Below are 20,275 nucleotides of genomic sequence, written 5' to 3' on the forward strand. Positions count from 1 at the left end.
ACGTACCCGTTCCGTCTATTCTTGCGCCGCGACGGGTTCACCGCCGGGGACGTACCGTTGAAGTTCGGCGGAGAGCGCCCCGGCTGAGGCATCCATCGCCGTGAAAAAGGGACGCGGGGCAAGCCCAATGACGAATGCCGCAATGACGACGATCACCAATGCGGCAATCTCATTCCACAGCAGCGGCGGGTATGCCTTTGCCGTGCCCGCCAAGTCCTCTGCGCCATGATCCCCATGCCCGTGAGCATTGTGTGCGTGTTCGGCTGCGGTATGTTCACCATGGTCGCTGTGCGCCTCATCCGCGTGCGCCTCAGCCGGGGCGCGGTACTCGCCCATGAACACCTTGTTCCACATATAGAGCAAGTAAACAGCCGCCATAATGACGCCGAGCGTGGCGAGAAGCGTGAACCAAAAGCCGAGGACAGGCGAGCCGAACGCTCCCAAAAGAATAGTGAACTCCCCAACAAAGCCGTTCAGCCCTGGCAGCCCCATGCTGGAAAGCAAGATCACAAGGCTTAAGCCGCTGAACACAGGGAGGACTTTCCAAATGCCGCCAAAGGCGTTGATGTCTTTTGTGTGGCGACGCTCATAGAGCATTCCGACGAGCAAGAACAGCCCGCCCGTACTGATCCCGTGATTGATCATCTGGAGTGTTGCCCCTTGAATACCCGCCGCGTTGAGGGCGAAAATCCCCAAAACGACGAACCCCAAGTGGCTGATTGAGGAATAGGCGACGAGCTTTTTTACGTCCGTTTGGGCATAGCTGACCCACGCGCCATAGATGATTCCAATCACCGCAAGGATGGCAATCAGCGGGGCGAGGTCAACGCTCATTTTGGGGAAGAACCCCAAGCAGAAACGCACCAGACCATACGTCCCCAGTTTCAAGAGGACGCCAGCCAGAATCACCGAACCAGCGGTAGGGGCTTGAACGTGCGCATCCGGCAGCCACGAATGAAGGGGGAAAATCGGCACTTTGATAGCAAAGGCGATGAAGAAACCCAAGAACAACAAGAGTTCCGTCGGACCCACCGGGAAGGCACTGGCATTCGTCGCCGCTGCTGCTTGGACGGTCGCCGTGATCATCTGGACGTTGAACGTCCCAAAATGGTTGCCCATCCAAAGGATCGCCACAAGCATCAAGATCGACCCTGCCATCGTGTAGAGAAAGAACTTCACGGCGGCGTAAATACGCTGTTCCGATCCCCAAATGCCGACGATGAAATACATCGGCACAAGGCTGACTTCCCAGAAGATATAGAACAGGAACAAGTCCTGTGCGACGAAAACGCCGATCATGGCGAATTCAAGGAGCATCAGGAAACTGTAGAAAAGGCGTTCCTGTTTCTTGATGTAAGACATCGAGAACAAGATCGCCAGCGGCATGATGAAACCCGTCAGGACAACCAAGAGAATGCTCAGCCCATCCACGCCAACATAATAGCTGATCGTGTAATTGCCAAGTTTGAACCATTCCCAAAGATGTTCGTGCTGCAAACCGGCTTTCGTCGTATCAAACGACGCCCACAAAACAAGCGTCGCCGCCAGTGTCACCAGCGAAAAGCCGAGCGCGTACCATTTGATCCGTTCCTCTCGCCCCCGTGTTAGAAACAGGATCGGGAACAACCCGATCACCGGGAGAAAGAGCGTCAGTGAGACCAATAATTCAGATTTCATGTTTCCCGTATTTCCCCCGGAAAGTTACCGTCCCGCCCGCAACAAGGGCAGGAGGATCAAGACGATCACGACAAGAGCGCCGACCAAAAAGGTGAAGATATAGGTGCGCACATAGCCCGTTGAAAACCCGCGCAGCCGCCCCCCTAACAACCCCGCCCATTCGCCAATGCGCAGGAATCCCCGATCAATTGCGCCACGATCCACCGGATTTGCCAAGAACGTACTCGCCCGCTTGTAGGTATCACGGATCAGTGTATTGTGAACGCGATCATGCCAGAATTCCCAGTCCAGTTTGTTTGCCAGCCATGCCGAGAGCCGGTTGTAGGGGTTCTCGATCAGCCGGAAATAGGTTTCGTCCCAGTAGAGCTTGGCGTTTGCCAAACGGAAGTAGGGGCGTGTTGCCCCGCGTTCTAGCTTGTCTTTGCCCTTCTCGGTAAGCGGGTTCGCCCCATAGAAGCGATCTGCCAGTAGGATAGCAGCGACGGCTACCACTGTTGCTGTCACCGCTAAAATTAGGTTGAATTCCAACCCCTTTGTATAAGGAACGCTGTGTTCCAACCACAAGGTAAGAATCTCTGGTGGCACAAGCGGAAGGCTAAAGCCTAGGGGAATGTTCAACAGCCCACCAAAGATGGACAGCACAGCGAGGACGATGAGTGGGAAGGTCATCAGGGCGACGCTCTCTGGGGCGTGTTCAGCGGCGGCGGTACGCGGTTTACCGAGGAAGACAAGGCGGATTTGCCGCCACATATAAAACGCCGTCATAAACGCCGCCGCAAGGAGCAGCCCAAGGGCGATGAAGCCTTCAACCTTGCCATCGTTGAAGCCGCTGTTGAACGCCTTCCCTAGAATCTCATCCTTCGACCAAAAGCCAGAGAGCGGGAAAATACCTGCCAATGCCAGCGTCCCGATCAGGTATGTCCAAAAGGTGATCGGCATCCGCTTGCGCAGCCCGCCCATGTTTCGCATGTCTTGAGGATCGAAGGCTTCGTCCTCGTGATGCTCCCCATCTGACCCATGCCCGTGATCATCGGCGTGGGCGTGGTGGTGTCCGTGTTCCATCGCGTGAATGACCGACCCCGACCCCAAGAACAAGAGCGCCTTAAAGAAGGCGTGTGTCACCAGATGGAACATCCCTGCCGCATAACCACCCAACCCAACCGCAGCGACCATGAACCCCAACTGACTCACAGTGGAGTAGGCGAGGACTTTCTTAATATCCCACTGCCCTAAAGCGACAAACCCTGCCATAAGCGCCGTTGCCGACCCAATAAGGGTGACGACAGCGGAGGAGATTGGCGCGGCATGGAAGAACACGCTGGAGCGTGTCACAAGGTAAATGCCCGCCGTGACCATCGTCGCCGCATGGATGAGCGCCGAGACAGGCGTTGGACCCGCCATAGCATCGGGCAGCCAAACAAAGAGAGGAATTTGGGCGCTTTTGCCTGTGACCCCTAAGACCATAAAGAGGGTGATGATCGTCAGAACGCTTTCCAGTGGGAGGGTGAACGGTCCAAAGTGGACAATATGCCCGCCCTTTGCCAAAAGGTCTTCGGTCTGCCCAAAGATACCTTTAGCGGTGACACTCTCATTGTGTGAGTCCGTCTCACCATGCCCACCTTCAGCGGGTGCTGCTTCGCTGTGACTATCCCCGCTTGTTCCTTCGGCAGGGGCAACCTCTGCGCCATGCCCCCCCGCCACATGAAGGACTTCCCCGGGCTTGTAGTAATCGAGCGTACCGAATGTCCAAAAGGTGAGGAAGATCGCCATGAGGAAGCCGAAATCGCCCACGCGGTTGACGATGAACGCCTTCCGCGCTGCGTTGCTGTTTCGCCAGCCCTCGCCCTTCTTTTTGTCGAACCAAAAGCCGATGAGGAGGAAGGAACACAAGCCCACCCCTTCCCAACCCACAAAGGTGACCAGAAAATTGTTCCCCGTAACAAGAATGAGCATGAAGCCGAGGAACATATTCAGGTAGACGAAAAAGCGGGGGAAACGTGAATCGCCATGCATGTACCCAATGGCATAGATATGGATAAGTGTGCCGATTCCCGTGATGACCAGCATCATCGTCAGACTCAGCGTATCCACCCGAAGCTGCCATGGGATGTTCAGCGCGGCGGAGGGGATATACAGCCAGCTATCGAGGATCGGCGGGGTGACAACGACTCCCTCGTAGCCAAAATTAGGCATGGCAACGGTCATCGTCGCGGCGATGATGAAGGCGATTCCCGCCGCGCCGCTGGCAAGCGTGCCAACCATGCGTTCACTCATGTATCTTCCCAAAAACAAATTGATCACCGCTCCGGCGAAGGGGATCAAGATGATCAGGGGAACGAGTGCTGCGAAATTTTCCATGTTTGAGCGGAAGCCCCCTTAACGGTTGTGGCTCAATTAGCCCTTCATCGTGTTCAGTTCGTCAATATCAATCGTTTTCTTCGTCTTGAAGATCGCCACAATCAGCGCCAAACCAACGGCGACCTCGGCAGCGGCAATACTGATCACAAAAAAGACGGTCATCTGACCGCCCATATTGCCCCACTGACGGGCAAAGGCGACCAGCGCTAAGTTTGCCGCGTTCAGCATCAACTCAATCGACATGAAGATCAAAATCGCATTGCGCCGGACAAGGACGCCCACAATCCCCAAAATAAAGAGGACGGCGCTCAGGATAACGAAATATTCTGTTGGCAGCGTTGGCGGTTGCATACCCTTAGTCTCTATTCCTTAGTTCCGGTGCGAACCAGCGGATTTTTTCTCACATCAGTCATCTGCATCCAGATGAAGATGAAAACGATCCAAACCTCCCTAACCTCTCGCCTCTTGGTGAGAGGAGGGTTAATCTGTTGCCGTCTCTAGCGGCTCTGGGGCGGTCTGTTTTGCCGCCTCTGCGCTTGCCGAAAGACTCCGATTCATGCGCTTGACTACCGGGCTAACTACCAGGCGCTGCCGAACGCGCCGTACCACCTCCTCACGGGTGAGCAGGATCGATCCTACCATCGTGGCGAGGAGCAAGACGGCGATCAATTCAAATGCCAACAGGTAGGTTGTCAGAAGGTCGCGCCCGATGGATTGAGGGCTGCCGAATGCCTCACGGGTTTTCACCGATCCCTCAACATGAAAGACCGTTGCCTTCGTGAGCGGCGCTCCCGATATGCCTGGCACAATTTCGTTGAGGGCGATGAACATCTCGTGCGTTTTGCGCGTTCCTCGGAAGGATTCAATGGTGCGGATTTCCGCTGCGCCCTGTTTGATCTCAAAGTAGTATGTCCCCTCAGTAAGAACCACCGTTGGAGCAGACTCCCCATAATTGAGGGCAGGGACGATCACCGTTGGGTTGGCAGGGTCGGCACGGTTGATCTGCAACAGGGAGAGCGATCCACGTTCGGGAAGGGCATGAACGAAGGTCATTCGCCACGTCCCCTCATCCTCAAGGGTATCGCGGTTAGTGGGAACAGCGATCACTCGCGGCGAGCCAAGTGTGCCGCCCACGACAAAGGTCGTTTCCTCACCGTCTGCCAGCGCTAGCGGAACAGCAAGGAGCGGAACTGCCCCCGTCGTTATCGGGTTTGCGCATTCTGCCACACCTTCGGCACAAGCAGGGAACACCAACAGGTTATATGTCCCCGCCTTAACCTCGTTAAAGGGGGAGGCGTGTTTGAAGGTAAGCCCTTCGGCAGCCCGTTCAGCGTTCAGATACACATCAACCTTTGGGGCATCGGCTATGCCATGCACAAAGCGAATATCAGGAGCGCGAGAAACGGGTTTTAAAAGACCAATGTTGCTCTGGGCAATGGCGACAAAGGCGATGATCAGAAAGACCGTCCCTAAGCCCACCGCTCCGGTTGAAACCCATGTGTAGCGGGGTGTTCCCCCCCCAAGACGTTCCGAGCCAAGCAACATGATTACAAACATGAACAAAACCATGATCGCGCCGGCATAGACAGTGATTTGCACCATCGCCAAGAAAGGCGCGTTCAACATAAGGTAGAAAAACGCCACGCACAACAGGTTCGTGACCAAGAACAGCGCTGCGTGAACCGCATTTCGGCTCACCAGCATGAGCGCCGCTGAGAAGATCGCCACTGCTGCGACGAGGATAAAGAGTACGAGTTCTACCGTCATATCGGGCGAAGCCGTCCTAAAATTTCGTTGTGAGGATCGTTATCGTTTGTTCAGTTTAGCGCAAAGTGAGAAGGAAGGGCAAATATTCCCCATCGCTCCAATGGCAGGGTGATTATCGTGCCTTGTGTGGCGAAAAAACAGGGTGATTTTCTGCCCGTGCTTTTTCTAGGGGGGGTGATTCGATGCATTTCCTTTGTGTCCTTAGGACTTTCGCTTGCAAGGCAAATTGCTGATATTGTAGAAGCACGATAAGCAAACGCCAATACATTGAGTACCTGATAAGTACACCTGGCAACTATACATGCAGTAATCTGGCTGAACATCTGGAAGCGATGAGCCATGATGCTGTCAGTGATTATTGGCAAAGAGACAAGCTGACTGCCCGACATTTGTGGGGATTTGGTCGGGGCTTTGTTGAAGGACAGTGAAAGGGCTTAGTTGATCGTCGATGATAGCGTGCAGAATAAGCAGTATTGGCGCAAGATAGAGTGAGTGAAAAGCAATATAGTGGCGCAGAACATGGTCTGGTGCGTGGTATCGGCGTCGTGAATCCCGTGCATAGCGATGGTACTGACTTTTACCCGATTGATTACCGCATCTATGCTCCTGAAGCGGATGGCAAGACCAAAAGGATCACTTCCGTGAAATGGTCTTAAATGCCCTGATGGACAAGGGTATCCACGCCAAGACCCTACTGTTTGATAGCTGGTATGCCCCGTGATAATTTGAAGTTGATTCATCGCGCTGGTCGTTACTTTGTGACCACGCTCAAAGCCAATCGTATGGTGAGTTTGAGTAAAGCGAGCGGCTCTATTCATTTGGAGGCGATTGAATGGACAAGCGACGCCGTAGAGCATGGTCTGTCGGTTAAGCTGAAGGAAGTTCCCTTTTATGTGCAGTTATTCAAGCTAGTTGCCCCAAACGGTGACATTGAATGGGTGATTACAAACCAGCCCCCAGGCACTTTCTCCAAGTCCGACATTCAAGACGCGAATGCCGTGCGTTGGCAGATTGAGCAACTGCATCGGGAACTCAAACAATCGACCGGGAGTGAAAAGTGCGAGTGCCGCAAAGCGCGTTCACAACGCAACCATCTGGCTTGTTGTTATCACGCCTAGCTCTCGCTGAAAGTTAAGGCTCACCAATTAGGCAAGAGCCTTTACGCGGCACAGCGAGATTTATTCCGCGACTATTTGCGGGCAGAGTTACGCTCACCACGCCTTTCTGCCTTTGGCATCAACTAAAGCGAAAGTCCTAAGATGGTAAACTGCTGCTCTTACGGCAAACGCATCATCCTTTCAAGGGTTATTGGAATTTGCCTGCCGGTTATGCTGAACGTCTAATGTGAAAGGGAAAAGGCTTGTAGATCAAAACCAAAGTGACGGGCGAGCAGATGCTTGAGAACTAAATGAGTGACTTTGAGGGTAAGGCGGGCGGTCAAGCCACGCACAGTATTGGCAAGTAAGCGCTCAAGGTTGCGTCCGGTGTTCTGGAGTTGGTGAAAGGCACCTTCCATACGTTCGCGTGCGCTAGCGAGGAGCGCATCCAGCAGGGGATGATTTTGGTGGGCTTGGTTTGCCCTTCAATAACACCCGTCCTTCCCGTTGATACCAATCGTCCACCAGTATATAAATCGTAGTAAAAAGCCTTTCCAAGTCTATCCTTGTCATGGGAATGGTTCCGATTGACTGTAGGCGTACCTTCAATCTTGCGACCCATTCCCCTTTTCGTCAACTTCATTCCACATCAGACGTTATAGATAAACACTGTCAGCAAATTCCCCCTATACTGGTACAAGTTGGTCGCCCTTTGGCGTAGGAACATTCAGCGGAGTGCCTAGTATGACTGACCTTCAGCCCACGTTTGCGGGGAGACATGTCCTCATCACCGGCGGGATCGGTTTTTTGGGGAGTAATCTTGCCATTCGCCTCGTTGAGTTGGGGGCAGAAGTTACCCTTGCCGATGCGATGATCCCTGGGTATGGAGGGAATCTGTTCAACATTGCGCCCATCCGCACGCAGGTGACGGTGAATTTTTGCGACATCCGCGACGAAAATGCTATGAATTACCTTGTTCAAGGGCAAGACTATGTGTTTCACCTCGCTGGGCAGGTGGATCACATCCTGAGCCTTTCCAACCCCTTTCCCGATATTGACATGAACGTGAAAGGGACGGCGGTGATCATGGAAGCGTGTAAGCGCTACAACCCTGCTGCTCGCGTCATTTACAGCGGAACGCGGGGGCAGTACGGGGCGGCGGTGACCCTCCCCGTCAGCGAGGAGTCGCCCACCTATCCCAAAGGAATTTACGAGATCACGCGCCTGACGGCAGAGAAAATTACACAGGTCTACCACGAGGTTCATGGCATTAAGGCGCTCTCGCTGCGGTTGACGAATATTTACGGGGAACGCGCCCAAATGAGACACCCGCGCTATGGGGTGGCAAATTGGTTCGTGCGCCTTGCCATTGATGATGAGACGATTCAAGTCTTTGGGGATGGGCAGATCAAACGCGATTTTCTCTATGTGGACGATTGTGTAGAGGCGATGCTGGCGTGTGCCGCGTGTGAGGCAGCCTATGGGGAAATCTTCAACGTCGGGGTGGACGAGCCGACAAATTTTCTCCAACTGGTCGAGGCGATCCTTGCCGCCGCCGGAACGGGCAAGTGGGCATTTGCCCCCTTTTCCCCAGAGCGAAAAGCGCAAGAACCGGGTGATTTTTACTCGGATATCTCGAAAATCAAGCGCATTGTCGGCTGGCAGCCACGTACCTCCCTCCATGACGGGCTGACGAAAACAATCGCCTTTTACCGCGCACACAAGGTACATTACTGGTGATTTCCTTTCGTGACTGTCGCCCTGAAATCATCGACTGGCTACCAAGTGTCCTGAGCGGCTCTCCGCACGATTTTGTACGCCGCTTGAACATTGAGGCAGATCGCGCCTTATGGATCGATTCGCTCTGTGGCGACCTTCCCCCTGAGGATGATCTACGCCTGATTGTTGGTGGGGGAGAGGGGCGAATCGCCCTTTTTGCAGAGCGCCTCCCCTGGGACTCGTCGTTCTTTGGCTATGGCGTGGCGCGTCTGAATTGGATTGCCGGAAGGGGTGACACAGCCGCCGCTCTGAACGCTCTCTGTGAGACGGCACAGCGGCGGGGGGTGCGCTATCTGTTCACCCCCATTCCACCCACCCATCTCAGCGGGATTCAGGCGCTCTGTGCGGCAGGCTTCACGCTGATTGAGACGCGCCACACCTACCATCGGGACTTGGCGGGCTTTGATCACCCTCGTTATCCCTGTCGGGTGGCAACGGTGATGGACATACCGACCTTAGCCGCCGCCGCACGGGAGGCGGTAAACCCTTTTGATCGCTTTCACGCCGATCCATTCCTCCGCCGCGCCGATGTGGATCGTCTCATGGAAACGTGGGTAGAGGCATCGCTTTTACGGGGGTTTGCCGATGTGACCATTGTTCCCGATGTCCCCCACCCCCAAGCGTTTACAACAGTGCGCTACCACCGTGATCGGTGGGAGGCATGGGGAGTGCGTTTGGCACAGGCAGCCGTCTTAACTGCTGTTGCACCGGAGTTTCGCGGATGGTATCGAAAACTCATCACCGAAATCACCCACCACCTCATCGCCCTCGGCGTCGATCATGCCTACCTAACGACACAAATCACAAACGGGGCGGTGATCCATGTTTTGGAGGGGTTGGGTTATCATTTTGGAAAAGGTGAGCATATCTTCCGGGTGATTCTCTGATGACACTGCTTTCAATCGTCGTTCCGGTCTTTCACAACGCACCAAGCCTTCCCGATCTCTATACACGATTTGCCGAGATTGCCGAGCGCAACCCTGACGATACCTTTGAATTTATCTTTGTGGACGATGGCTCTAAGGACAACTCCTTTGCTGTCCTCAGCGATCTTGCCGCAGCGGATAGCCGCACGCGGATTGTGAAACTCTCGCGGAATTTTGGCTCAAACGCGGCAATCCTTGCTGGCTTAAGCCATGCGCGGGGGGATGCCGTCGCCGCCATTGCCGCCGACTTGCAAGACCCCCCTGAACTCATCCATGAGATGATCGGGCATTGGCGGGAAGGGCGAAAGGTGATCCTCGCCGCACGGGAGGGGCGCGATGATCCCGGACTCACCTCGATCATGGCGGATATTTTTTATGGGTTATTCCGCCGCTTTGCGATCAAAACCATGCCCCAACGGGGGTTTGACTTTTTCCTCATTGACCGTCAGTTGGTTGATCATGTCAAGGCAATCCAAGAAAATAATGCCTATCTGATGGGCTTGATTCTCTGGCTTGGCTTCGATCCTCTAGTGATCTACTACAACCGCCGCGCCCGCGAGAAAAAATATGGGCAGTCGATGTGGACATTGGCAAAAAAACTCAAGTATTTTGTCGATTCGTTTGTGGCGTTCTCCTATGTCCCTGTGCGAGCGGCATCACTGATTGGGATCAGTCTGAGTGTGTTAGGGTTGTTGTATGCGGTGTTTGTGATCATCACCCGCATGATCCGAGGTATTCCCGTCGAGGGCTGGACAAGCCTGATGGTCGTTTTGCTCATCGTCTCCGGGGCGCAGATGATCATGATCGGGATTTTGGGGGAATACCTCTGGCGCAACCTTGACGAGACGCGCAAACGCCCACGTTTTATTGTGGAGCGCGTTATTGAAGGCGAGGAAGCGCGTCACGAAGCACTGAGCAAGGGGCGGGGAACTACCGAACACCAACCATAAGAGGGAGCAGGGAGAGCAATTACCTATGGGCGCAGTAGACCACCGAGAAAAAGCAGGCAAGGGCGCGGTTGTGCTTGCCCTTGTCACCGTTAGCGATACGCGGACGCCAGAAACAGATGTGAATGGAACCTACCTCCGCGAGCGATTCGAGGGCTTAGGGCATGTCATTGCGGGCTACGCCATTGTGAAGGACGAACCGGATCAGGTTGCGGCTGTCTTGGACGAGATGACCGCCATTCCTGCCGTTCAGATCGTGATCTTCAACGGTGGGACGGGCATTGCCCCCCGCGACACCACCTATGACATTATCGCCCGCGCCCTGACAAAGACACTCCCGGGCTTTGGCGAACTATTCCGCCTGTTGAGCTACCAAGAGGTTGGTGCAGCGGCGATGTTGAGTCGGGCGACAGCGGGTGTCTATCGGGGAAAAGTCGTTTTTAGCACGCCCGGATCGCCCAATGCCGTTCAGGTTGCGGTGGAAAAGTTGATTCTGCCAGAATTGAACCACCTTGCCTGGGAAGTCGCCCGGAAAGGGTAACTGCGCCTTCTCCAATAGTGGCTTAAAGAGACTCTTTGATCTTCTCCGCCAGCGCCCGGCTGATGCCCGGCACCGTCATGAGTTCATCCAGCGTTGCCGCACGTATTCGGTCAATGTCTTTGCCAAACGCATTCAAGAGCGCCTTACGCTTGGAGGGACCGACACCGGAAATGCTTTCGAGGCGGCTGACAAGACCTTTTTTCGCCCGTTGAGCGCGGTTGGCGGTGATCGCAAAACGGTGCGCCTCATCCCTTATCCGCTGGACGAGGAACAACGATTCTGAACGGCGCGGCAGCATAACCGACTCGGCGCGTCCGGGGAGGAACAATTCCTCATGCTGTTTTGCCAACCCAACAATCGGCACCTTATCCAATAAGTGAAACTGTTTTAGCACCTCAATACCAATGCCAAGCTGCCCCTTGCCACCGTCTAAGATCAGCAGATCAGGGAGTAAGCGCCATGTCTCGTCATTGTCTTTTTGCCCCGGTGCAGTGTTGGGCTTTGAGACGCCATCGGCATAGCGTTGAAAGCGGCGGGTGAGCGCCTCTCGCATGGATTGAAAATCATTCGGTTCACCTGTTGTCGTCACCGTGCGAATGTTGAACTTTCGGTATTCCACTTTGCGGGGCACGCCCTGAACAAAGACGACGCGGCTGGCAACCGTCGCCGTACCTTGCAAGGTGCTAATGTCGAAACACTCGATGCGGTTCGGCGGGGTGGGGAGTTCCAACGCTGCTTGAAGTTCGCTCATGGCTGCCGTCTGCTTGTTTGTATCCGCCGCCCACTGCGCCCGCAGCATGGCGAGCGTTTCCTTCGCGTTCTCGGCGGCAATGCCCACCAATTCTGCCTTGTTTCCTCTGCGCGGTGCGGTGATGGTGACTTTCTTCCCGCCGCGTTTATCGCGCAGCCATTGTTCGAGAAGTTTTGACTCGGCAACCTGTTCCGGTAAAAGGACTTCCTCTGGAATGGTCGCCGCGTTTTCGTAAAACTGAAGGACGAAATTCCGCAAAATTTCGGCGTCCGTCGTCTCGTCCGCGCCGTCCAGAAGAAAATACTCTTTCCCAATCAGTTTCCCGCCGCGAATGAACAGGACTTGCACACATGTATCTGTTTTCTCTTGGGCAAAGGCGATCACATCGTTATCGACATCGTTGGGCATGACGACCTTTTGCCGTTCAACAATGCGCTCCATCGCCCGCAGACGGTCACGAAGGGCGGCGGCACGCTCAAAATTAAGCGCCTCGGCTGCCTCCGCCATATCACGGCGCATATCCTTGATGATCGCGTCGCTGTGACCGCTCAGAAAGTCCATCAGGTGTTGGATGTTTGCGCGGTAGCGCTCCCGATCCACGTTGCCAATACAGGGCGCGTTGCACAGTTTGATGTCGTAATACAGGCATGCCCGATCATCCTTCCCGCTGATGTCTCGATCACAGGTGAGGTAAGGAAATGCCCGCCGTAGGACATCCAACGTCTCCCGCACCGACCATGCCGAGGTATACGGACCAAAATAACGGCTGCCATCTTGATCCATCCGTCGGGTGAGTTCCACCGTCGGAAAATCTTTCGCCCATCGGACGGCAATATACGGGTAGCGTTTGTCGTCTTTAAAGCGAATGTTGAATTTGGGTTGATGTTCACGGATAAGGTGATATTCGGTATGCAGCGCGGCGATTTCGCTTGGCAAGACAATGAAATCAATATGGCGAATCGATTCGCGCAGGCGGAGCGTTTTCGGATCGGTTACATGGCTGTCGAAGTAGCTGCGAACGCGGCTGTGAAGGTCAATCGCCTTGCCAACATAAATAATGACGCCGGAGGCATCACGCATGAGGTAACACCCCGGCTTATGGGGAAGGTTTTTTAGCAGGCTCAGAAGGTGGTCGGAGGGTGTAAAAACCATCATGCCCCCTTGGCTAGGGTGTGTTACCTTACCCCCGCGCTAAAGCACGGGGTTGCGATCAACAGAAACTAACCATCTGCATTCAGTCTGTGTGGAAATGCGTTGCAGACATTCCCTAAGTCATCAAGGGTGATTAGCGCGGCTTGCCGTCTACGGTACGCACCCGCGCCATGTATTTATTAAAGACCTGTTCCCCTTGCGCGTCGCTAATCTGCAAGGTTTGGAGCAGTTCCTTCATCACCTCAATCTCGGCGCTGGAAATATCGGCATCGCTGGTGGCAACAGCGGCGGCATATTCAAAGGCTTGTAAGCGCACGGTTGGCTGGGTGATGATCTGCGCCAAAATGTCGCTCATGAAGGCGCGGCGGTTGGTGGCATCTAGCAAAAACCGATCATGGATGTTCAGCGCCATATCGAAGGTCAGCCCGAATTGGAGGTCATTCAGGGCGGCGATAGGCTCTAAGAGCGCCCGTTCGCGCTGAACGCTTTGCACTTCGCTATCGTCTACCTTGCCGTCGGCAGAGACGATCACCAAACCGAGGACGGCAGCCGCCAACGCCTGATGCAGCCCCCGAAAGTTTGCCAAGACTGTGTTTTGAACGGTTTCTACGTCCACACTGAACAAATTGAACGCCACGCGGATCATTTCCAGAAAGGCAGTCTCCTGAGCATCAAGGTTCAAATCCGCCATCGCCAGCGCGTAGAGGTAGCCATACAGGGCGAGGCGCTGATCGGGAAGGGTGACCACCGGCGCAAGCATCTCGCGGGAAAAACGGTTCAGGTCAGCGGCGGGCATATTCTGGCTGACGAATGTCACTGCTTTGTCGAAGGCGATCTGGAAGCCCCCCTCGTTCAGATCACCGAGGGGTGGAAATTCATCCCGAAAGAGGGAGATCACCCGCTTTTCTACGTCAAGCAAATCGCCATCAAGGGTGGTCAGGGTGACGGCGGCAGCAAGGGCGGCGTCGATTGGCGACCCAAGCGGGCTGGTAATTTTGTTCAGGAAGGTCATGGCTTGCTGTCCTCACAGAGCGTCGGCGGTACATCTGTGTAAAGTATACCCTCCCTTTTGACTCCTTGCCCCCTCTCTGGCAGAATAGAGCCTATTCCGAACGTGTGTTTCCATACCTGAGGATCAGCCCATGACAACGCCCCGCCACCCGACAGGCGTCCCCTCCGGCGGGAGAGGTTGTTTCGTCTCAACCAGCCAACGGCGGTAGACCTCTGGTTCGCGGTATTTTGTGATCAACTTCCATGCCCCGCTGACATCATCGCCAAAGACGACGACAATATCGCCCGATTCCGCCATATCCAACGCCGTCCGAATGGCATCGAATTCGTTTAAGACGATCTGAATCCTCTCTGGATCAAAGCCTTTTTCAACCACAGCCTCCCGCAGCAGTCCAGCAATGCTCCCCGCCTGCCGTCCGCGTGTATTCCAATCTTCTTTGATGATTAAGTAATCGTAAGCGGCGGCGGCGGCATAGCCAACCTCTTTAATATCCCCGTCACGCCGATCCCCCGGCGCCGCAATCACCCCGATTTTTCGTCCGGTGATGCGCAAAGACTGGACGAATTCGGCAACGGCACGCATCGCCGCCGGATTGTGGGCGTAATCGAAAATCACCTTGAAGGGGTATTCCTCAAAAATATTCATCCGTCCGGGCGTTTGGTAAAACGTGGTGGTGAAGGTCTTCAGACCGAGGCGGATCATTTCCACATTGACACCCATACAATATGCCACCGCCGCTGCTGCCATTGCGTTGGCAATGTTGAACCGCGCCCGCCCCTCGAAGGTTGCGGGAATCAGATGCGCCCACAGCAGGGGAATATGTTTTCCCTCATCATAAAGGGTGAGCATCTCACCATTGATCCCTTGCTCAAGGCTGATTGCCCGCCCACCGCCCCGGACATGATCGCGCACGAGATCATTTTTAGAATCCAGTGTGAACCAGCAAACATTCCCATCGCAGTAACGCCCCATGCCGCGTGTCATTGGATCGTCGGCGTTCAGCACGCCCCACCCATCATCGGCAACGGATTCAATGACAACCTGCTTCATATCGGCAAGCTGTTCAAGGGTTTCAATGCCTCCCAAACCGAGGTGGTCGCCTTGCACATTCAACACTGCCCCCACATGGCAGCGGTCAAAACCCAGCCCCTCGCGGACAATGCCCCCGCGCGCCGTCTCCAAAACGGCACAATCAACATTCGGCTCACGGAGGACGACGCGGGCGCTCCAGGGCCCGGTCATATCCCCACGCAGGATCGCCTCGCCATTGACATAGATACCGTCTGTCGTCGTCATGCCGGGGTTCATCCCCGCCAGTTTCATAATATGCCCAACCATGCGCGTGGTGGTTGTCTTGCCATTGGTACCAGTGATGGCGCACAGCGGAATGCGGGCGGGCGTTCCGGGGGGAAAGAGCATATCAATAACCGCGCCAGCAACATCGCGTGGTTTCCCCTCGCTTGGCGCAACGTGCATCCGAAAGCCCGGTCCGGCGTTCACTTCGACAATCCCACCGCCAACCTCGGTATAAGGGCGGGAAATATCTGGGGAGATGAAGTCAACGCCGCCAATATCCAGCCCGATCACCTGAATAGCCCGTTCTGCCATTTGGATGTTTTCGTAATGGATATCGTCGGTGCGGTCAATTGCCGTGCCGCCTGTGCTGAGATTGCCCGTCTGCCGGAGGAAAAACACCTCATCAATGGCAAGGATGGTCTCCAACGTATAACCCGTCAACGCCAAAAGCCGTACCGCCTGATCATCAATCTCCAAGCGGGTCAGAATTTTCTCATGCCCAATGCCCCGCCGAGGGTCCTGATTGACACGATCCACAAGCTCGCGGATGGTGTGTGTTCCATCGCCCACCACATGCCCCGGCACACGTTCAGCCGCAGCGACGACCTTCCCCCCAACAACCAAAATTCGGTAATCGCGCCCGGTAACATACTGCTCAATGACAACGCGAGAGGATTCTTCCGCCGCCAGTTGGTAGCCAATGCGAACATCTTCAGGGGAGCGCAAATTGATTGAGACGCCGCGCCCATGATTTCCATCATAGGGTTTGGTCACAACGGGATACCCAATATCTTCCGCCGCACTGATCGCCTCGGTTTCATCGGCAACGAGGGTTTGGCGTGGAACGGGAAGTCCGGCATCGCGCAGCATTCGGCTGGTCAGCGCCTTATCTTGGGCGATCCCTACAGCGATATGCCCCGTTCGGCTGGTTACTGTCGCTTCGATCCGTTTTTGATAACGCCCCTGCCCAAATTGGATCAGGCTGTGTTCGTTCAGGCGAATCCAGGGTACGCCGCGCCGCTCCGCCGCCTGTACTAAGGATAGCGTACTTGGACCCAGGGCTTTTTCTTTTGCCAGTTCAACAAATGCCTCAAACTTGCCTAAATAGTTGAACCATATCCGCTCGGTTTCGCTCATCCCGCTTGGAATCGTTGGCGGGATGAGCCAGCGGACGAGATCAACGGCGAGTTCGCCCGCCGCCAGACCGACCTCCTCCTCGGCAAATTCGTAGATCACCATGTAATGCCCCGGCGTGTTCAGGCTGCGCGTCTTTCCACGACTGACGGGCGACCCGGCAAGGCATTGCAATTCAATGGCGATATGTTCGATCACATGCCCGATCCATGTCGTTTCGCGCATCCGCCGGACAAACCCCCCCGGTACGCCATACGAACAGCCGTGTTCCTCTAAGGTGGGCATGGTCGCCAGAAGGTTATCAATGAAACCGGGAATTTTTGTTGTTGGGTAGTCTTCTAAATCTTCAATATCAAGATCAAGGCGAACAACTGGGCGGTATTCGTAAAGATTTGGACCTCGGTAGACTTTTTTGTTGAGGATTTTCATGTGTGGCGATCCCTCTTTTGGTACATCTGAGGATACCATAGGAACGAGATCGGCGGCGAAAAACGGCAGCCCTTGTCGGACTGGCTTTTGCACCTGTCCTCGGACGCAGAGTGTGTGATATCGTTTTTTTCAAGACGCGCTGCTTTTCTCAGATTACAATGCACCTATTGATGATGAAGAACACAGAAAGGCTGAACTTATGCGAAAACTCGTGGTCACCGAATTCCTATCCCTTGATGGTGTGATGGAAAACCCCGCTTGGACGGCGCCCTATTGGAATGACGAGATAGCGCAGTTCAAAACCGAGGAAGATTCGACTGTCGATGCCTTACTTCTAGGGCGCATCACCTATCAGGGCTTTGCTGCTGCGTGGCCCACAAGCGATGACGAAGGAGCGCCCTTCATGAACAACGTTCGCAAATACGTGGTGTCAACGACACTCACGAAGGCAGAATGGAACAACTCTCAGCTAATCAGGGCAAATGTCGTTCAGGAAATCTCCACCCTAAAGCAGCAGGACGGTCAGGATATTCTCGTCTACGGCAGCGCCACCCTTGTACAAACCCTCATGCAGCATCATCTCGTCGATAGCTATCGGTTTCTTGTCTATCCGGTAGTTCTGGGCAAGGGTAAGCGGCTTTTTCACGAGGGGACAATGGCCACGCTGACCCTTGTGAGAACGCAATCCCTCAGTTCAGGGGTGGCGGCGCTTGTCTATGAGCCGGTGCGGTAGACTCATTGAGTCCCTTAGGAAAACGTCTCACCCCTCTTGGGGCGGCACGCCGGTATAGGTAGCGCGGGGACGAATCATCGTCCCCGTAGCGGCTTGTTCTAGGGCATGGGCAATCCATCCCGCCGCCCGCCCCAACGCAAAGAGGGCAAACGCCGCCCCTAAGGGCAGGTTCAGCGCCCGTTCAAAAATCACAAGGGCGCAGTCAATCGTTGGTGCGTCGGGGATGTGCCTTTGCAAAAGGGCGAGAGTTGTCAGATCATCCGTCAGGCGTTTGCTGGCGTGATTCCCCTCCAAATATGCCAACAAGCACCGCGCACGCGGATCGCCCTCTGGGTAGAGTGGATGCCCAAAGCCCGGCAGACCATCCCCACGCGCCAACCGTTCCCCTATGAGTGCGCTCCGCCCATCGTGATCGTGTGCGGTATCAATCTCTCGAAACATCGCCGCCACCCGCGCTGTATGCCCGCCATGATTTCCCCCGCTGAGCGCCGCCAAACCACTCGCTACCGCCGCATAGAGGCTTGCTCCTGTGCTGGCAACGATTCGAGCGGCGAAGGAGGATGCATTCAACTCGTGATCGGCACAGAGGATCAATGCGGCATTGATCGCCGCTGGCGAAACACCCCATGCAGCCCCTACGTGATCGGCAATCTGCCCCGTTGGAAGGGCGGGAAAAGCCACTGCCCGCGTCAAAACCTTCAGAATCCGCCCTCCCACCGCGATCGGGTTTCGCGCCGCTGATGCCCCCCAATCCCCTTCTGCCGAGAGCGCAAGGGCGATCTGCATGTTCGCTAGAAAACGTCCGGCACGGAGTCCGTCGGGAGGGAATACGGGCGGTTCGGAGTCTTGCCAACGGTCAAAATCGCCCGTCCATAACAGCGCGGCAACCTGTTCAAAAGACCGCGCACCAACGAGAAACTCCACCCCATACCCCCGATAATACAACCCGTTCTCTGTGATCAAGGTGAGGGCGGAATCAAGGACGGGTGTCCCCCAGTGAAGGGCAGCGTGGGCAGTCTTTGCCGGATCGCTGCGATGTTCCTTGCGCTCAAGAAGTTTCTGCACATCCTCGGCAAGATAACGCCGCACCCGTTTTGATTCAGAAACCGCTTCGCTGCGGATCAACCCTCGGCTAACATAGGCATAAAGCGTGGCGGCGGTCACCTTTAACCGAGCAGAGGCTTCTTGTGCGGTGAGGTATTTCTTAGCCAAGCAACTTTCCTTACACGTTATATGTTGATTTTCTCATCAAGATTGACAATCTATTTTATCGCGCTTATCCTGAACAAAACATAGCACATGAGTCTTTCCCATGATCCCTGATCCACAGACCCCAGAGTATTTTCTAGAAAGTTTCCCCCGCGATGCCTTTCCCCAGTATGTGTGGACAGAACGCCCGGTGAACTTACCCTTGCAGGTATGGACAACAGAGACGACACACCGCGACGGTCAGCAGGGCGGGTTACCTTTGAGTGTTGACCAAAGCCTGACGATTTACGACATACTGTGCCAGTTTACGGGAGAGAGTGGGGCAATCCGCCAAGCGGAATTTTTTGCCTACCGCCCCTCGGATCGGGCGGCATTAGAGGGGGCATTGGAGCGCTATCGGGATGGGGCGCCGATTGAACCAACAACATGGATTCGTGCCACCAGCAAGGACGTTGATCTGATTAAAACCCTCGGCGTGCGCGAGACGGGGATGCTTGCTTCGGCATCGGATTATCATACCTTTCACAAATTTACTCCCGGCGGGCGCAAGCAGGCAGCACAAACCTACCTTGACGCCGTGCGCGTAACCGTCGATGCCGGAATTCGCCCCCGCTTACACCTTGAGGATGCCACCCGCGCCCCGCTCGATTTTATCCTGCCCTTTGTAGAGGCTGTGCAAGCGATCTGTGCGCCCTATGGTCTCACCCCAAAATTCCGCGTCTGCGATACGATGGGCTTGGGACTGCCGGATGCTGACGTTGCCTTGCCGCGCTCTATTCCCCGCCTTTTTCGGGCGCTGCGGGCGGCGGGGCTGACCCCAGAAATGCTCGAATTTCACCCCCACAACGACACATGGCTCGTTGTTCCCAACTGCCTTGCGGCAATTCGTGAAGGGTGTGCTGTGATCAACGGCACTGCGTTGGGGAAGGGCGAACGGACGGGAAATGCCCCACTAGAGGCGATTTTGATGCACCTGATGGGGATGGGCTTCTTTGCCCAAAATGCGCCGAATTTCAAAGCGCTAAATGCCCTTGCCGCGCTCTACCAAACGATGGGGGAAGAACTGCCACCTAAATATCCGCTCTATGGACGGGATGCCCACCGCACCCGCGCCGGCGTTCATGCCGATGGACTGAATAAATTTTGGTGGATGTATGCCCCCTTCAATGTTCCGGCGCTGCTAGGGCGTCCGTTGGAGGTATCGCTTACCAAAGAGAGTGGCAGTGCTGGCGTGATTTTCTTGATTCGGCAGCATCTCGGGATCACCTTAACGAAAGATGATCCACAAATCATGGCGATTCAGGCGTGGGTGACGGGGGAATTTGAGGGTGGGCGGCAAACAAGCATCGAATGGGAAGAGCTTGCCGCGCTGGTTGACGCCACCCTGATGAAAAACCACCCAATACAGAGTGATTCTGAGCGCGTTTGAAAGGGCGCGACGTATGTTTATGTCTATGTGTGCGCCCA

14 protein-coding genes and 2 pseudogenes are annotated in these 20,275 nt (G+C 55.1%); 7 read left to right on the top strand and 9 right to left on the bottom strand.

Annotated features, from left to right (window positions below):
* Nucleotides 1-15 precede the first annotated feature (15 nt).
* The 5 genes and pseudogenes from HS103_17555 to HS103_17575 all read right to left on the bottom strand — a co-directional run bounded on the left by HS103_17555 (nucleotide 16) and on the right by HS103_17575 (nucleotide 5,802).
* Complete coding sequence (locus tag HS103_17555; protein ID MBE7514608.1) at nucleotides 16-1,677, bottom strand: NADH-quinone oxidoreductase subunit M; 1,662 nt, start codon at nucleotides 1,675-1,677, stop codon at nucleotides 16-18.
* 24 nt (nucleotides 1,678-1,701) lie between these two features.
* A complete protein-coding gene (locus HS103_17560; protein ID MBE7514609.1) occupies nucleotides 1,702-3,447 on the bottom strand; it encodes a hypothetical protein in 1,746 nt (581 codons plus the stop codon).
* Nucleotides 3,448-3,951 (bottom strand): annotated as a pseudogene (locus HS103_17565) (NADH-quinone oxidoreductase subunit L). It lies immediately after the preceding gene.
* 120 nt (nucleotides 3,952-4,071) lie between these two features.
* Nucleotides 4,072-4,386 carry an NADH-quinone oxidoreductase subunit NuoK gene (gene nuoK, locus HS103_17570; protein ID MBE7514610.1) on the bottom strand — a complete coding sequence of 105 codons (315 nt, stop codon included), beginning with the start codon at nucleotides 4,384-4,386 and terminating at the stop codon, nucleotides 4,072-4,074.
* Nucleotides 4,387-4,515: 129 nt separating this feature from the next.
* Entirely contained in the window at nucleotides 4,516-5,802 is a 1,287-nt protein-coding gene (locus HS103_17575) for an NADH-quinone oxidoreductase subunit J (protein ID MBE7514611.1), read from the bottom strand.
* A gap of 248 nt (nucleotides 5,803-6,050) precedes the next feature.
* Here HS103_17575 and HS103_17580 point away from each other — a divergent pair.
* From HS103_17580 to HS103_17600, 5 genes and pseudogenes are all read left to right on the top strand, one after another.
* Nucleotides 6,051-7,046 (top strand): annotated as a pseudogene (locus HS103_17580) (transposase).
* A 597-nt stretch (nucleotides 7,047-7,643) separates the two neighbouring features.
* A complete protein-coding gene (locus HS103_17585) occupies nucleotides 7,644-8,639 on the top strand; it encodes a GDP-mannose 4,6-dehydratase (GenBank protein ID MBE7514612.1) in 996 nt (331 codons plus the stop codon).
* The gene (locus HS103_17590) at nucleotides 8,636-9,565 is read left to right on the top strand and encodes a hypothetical protein (GenBank protein MBE7514613.1); all 930 of its coding nucleotides are present in this window, start codon (nucleotides 8,636-8,638) and stop codon (nucleotides 9,563-9,565) included. Before HS103_17585 ends, HS103_17590 begins: the two co-directional genes overlap by 4 nt.
* Entirely contained in the window at nucleotides 9,565-10,554 is a 990-nt protein-coding gene (locus HS103_17595; GenBank protein MBE7514614.1) for a glycosyltransferase, read from the top strand. Before HS103_17590 ends, HS103_17595 begins: the two co-directional genes overlap by 1 nt.
* A gap of 25 nt (nucleotides 10,555-10,579) precedes the next feature.
* Complete coding sequence (locus HS103_17600; protein ID MBE7514615.1) at nucleotides 10,580-11,092, top strand: MogA/MoaB family molybdenum cofactor biosynthesis protein; 513 nt, start codon at nucleotides 10,580-10,582, stop codon at nucleotides 11,090-11,092.
* A 22-nt stretch (nucleotides 11,093-11,114) separates the two neighbouring features.
* Here HS103_17600 and uvrC read toward each other — a convergent pair whose 3' ends face one another.
* From uvrC to cphA, 3 genes are all read right to left on the bottom strand, one after another.
* Nucleotides 11,115-12,995 (bottom strand): excinuclease ABC subunit UvrC, encoded by a 1,881-nt coding sequence (gene uvrC, locus HS103_17605; GenBank protein MBE7514616.1) that lies wholly within the window; start codon nucleotides 12,993-12,995, stop codon nucleotides 11,115-11,117.
* A gap of 133 nt (nucleotides 12,996-13,128) precedes the next feature.
* Nucleotides 13,129-14,007, bottom strand: coding sequence for a TerB family tellurite resistance protein (locus tag HS103_17610; GenBank protein MBE7514617.1), 879 nt, complete (start codon nucleotides 14,005-14,007; stop codon nucleotides 13,129-13,131).
* 123 nt (nucleotides 14,008-14,130) lie between these two features.
* Entirely contained in the window at nucleotides 14,131-16,866 is a 2,736-nt protein-coding gene (gene cphA / locus HS103_17615; GenBank protein MBE7514618.1) for a cyanophycin synthetase, read from the bottom strand.
* 199 nt (nucleotides 16,867-17,065) lie between these two features.
* Between cphA and HS103_17620 the strand changes: the two genes are divergently transcribed.
* The gene (locus HS103_17620; protein MBE7514619.1) at nucleotides 17,066-17,599 is read left to right on the top strand and encodes a dihydrofolate reductase; all 534 of its coding nucleotides are present in this window, start codon (nucleotides 17,066-17,068) and stop codon (nucleotides 17,597-17,599) included.
* A gap of 27 nt (nucleotides 17,600-17,626) precedes the next feature.
* On the opposite strand, the gene HS103_17625 is transcribed toward HS103_17620, so the two are convergent.
* Nucleotides 17,627-18,811, bottom strand: a complete 1,185-nt coding sequence (locus HS103_17625) for an excisionase (GenBank protein MBE7514620.1) — start codon at nucleotides 18,809-18,811, stop codon at nucleotides 17,627-17,629.
* A gap of 100 nt (nucleotides 18,812-18,911) precedes the next feature.
* Here HS103_17625 and HS103_17630 point away from each other — a divergent pair, with 100 nt between their 5' ends.
* Entirely contained in the window at nucleotides 18,912-20,237 is a 1,326-nt protein-coding gene (locus HS103_17630) for a pyruvate carboxyltransferase (GenBank protein ID MBE7514621.1), read from the top strand.
* Nucleotides 20,238-20,275 lie beyond the last annotated feature (38 nt).

The sequence above is a fragment of the Anaerolineales bacterium genome (genome assembly GCA_015075625.1).
Taxonomy (GTDB): domain Bacteria; phylum Chloroflexota; class Anaerolineae; order Aggregatilineales; family UBA2796; genus UBA2796.

Bases quoted from the DNA above. Each gene is read 5' to 3' on its own strand.
- HS103_17555 (MBE7514608.1), bottom strand. From the start codon at position 1,677: ATGAAATCTGAATTATTGGTCTCACTGACGCTCTTTCTCCCGGTGATC.
- HS103_17560 (MBE7514609.1), bottom strand. From the start codon at position 3,447: ATGGCGATCTTCCTCACCTTTTGGACATTCGGTACGCTCGATTACTAC.
- nuoK (MBE7514610.1), bottom strand. From the start codon at position 4,386: ATGCAACCGCCAACGCTGCCAACAGAATATTTCGTTATCCTGAGCGCC.
- HS103_17575 (MBE7514611.1), bottom strand. From the start codon at position 5,802: ATGACGGTAGAACTCGTACTCTTTATCCTCGTCGCAGCAGTGGCGATC.
- HS103_17585 (MBE7514612.1), top strand. From the start codon at position 7,644: ATGACTGACCTTCAGCCCACGTTTGCGGGGAGACATGTCCTCATCACC.
- HS103_17595 (MBE7514614.1), top strand. From the start codon at position 9,565: ATGACACTGCTTTCAATCGTCGTTCCGGTCTTTCACAACGCACCAAGC.
- HS103_17600 (MBE7514615.1), top strand. From the start codon at position 10,580: ATGGGCGCAGTAGACCACCGAGAAAAAGCAGGCAAGGGCGCGGTTGTG.
- uvrC (MBE7514616.1), bottom strand. From the start codon at position 12,995: ATGGTTTTTACACCCTCCGACCACCTTCTGAGCCTGCTAAAAAACCTT.
- HS103_17610 (MBE7514617.1), bottom strand. From the start codon at position 14,007: ATGACCTTCCTGAACAAAATTACCAGCCCGCTTGGGTCGCCAATCGAC.
- cphA (MBE7514618.1), bottom strand. From the start codon at position 16,866: ATGAAAATCCTCAACAAAAAAGTCTACCGAGGTCCAAATCTTTACGAA.
- HS103_17620 (MBE7514619.1), top strand. From the start codon at position 17,066: ATGCGAAAACTCGTGGTCACCGAATTCCTATCCCTTGATGGTGTGATG.
- HS103_17630 (MBE7514621.1), top strand. From the start codon at position 18,912: ATGATCCCTGATCCACAGACCCCAGAGTATTTTCTAGAAAGTTTCCCC.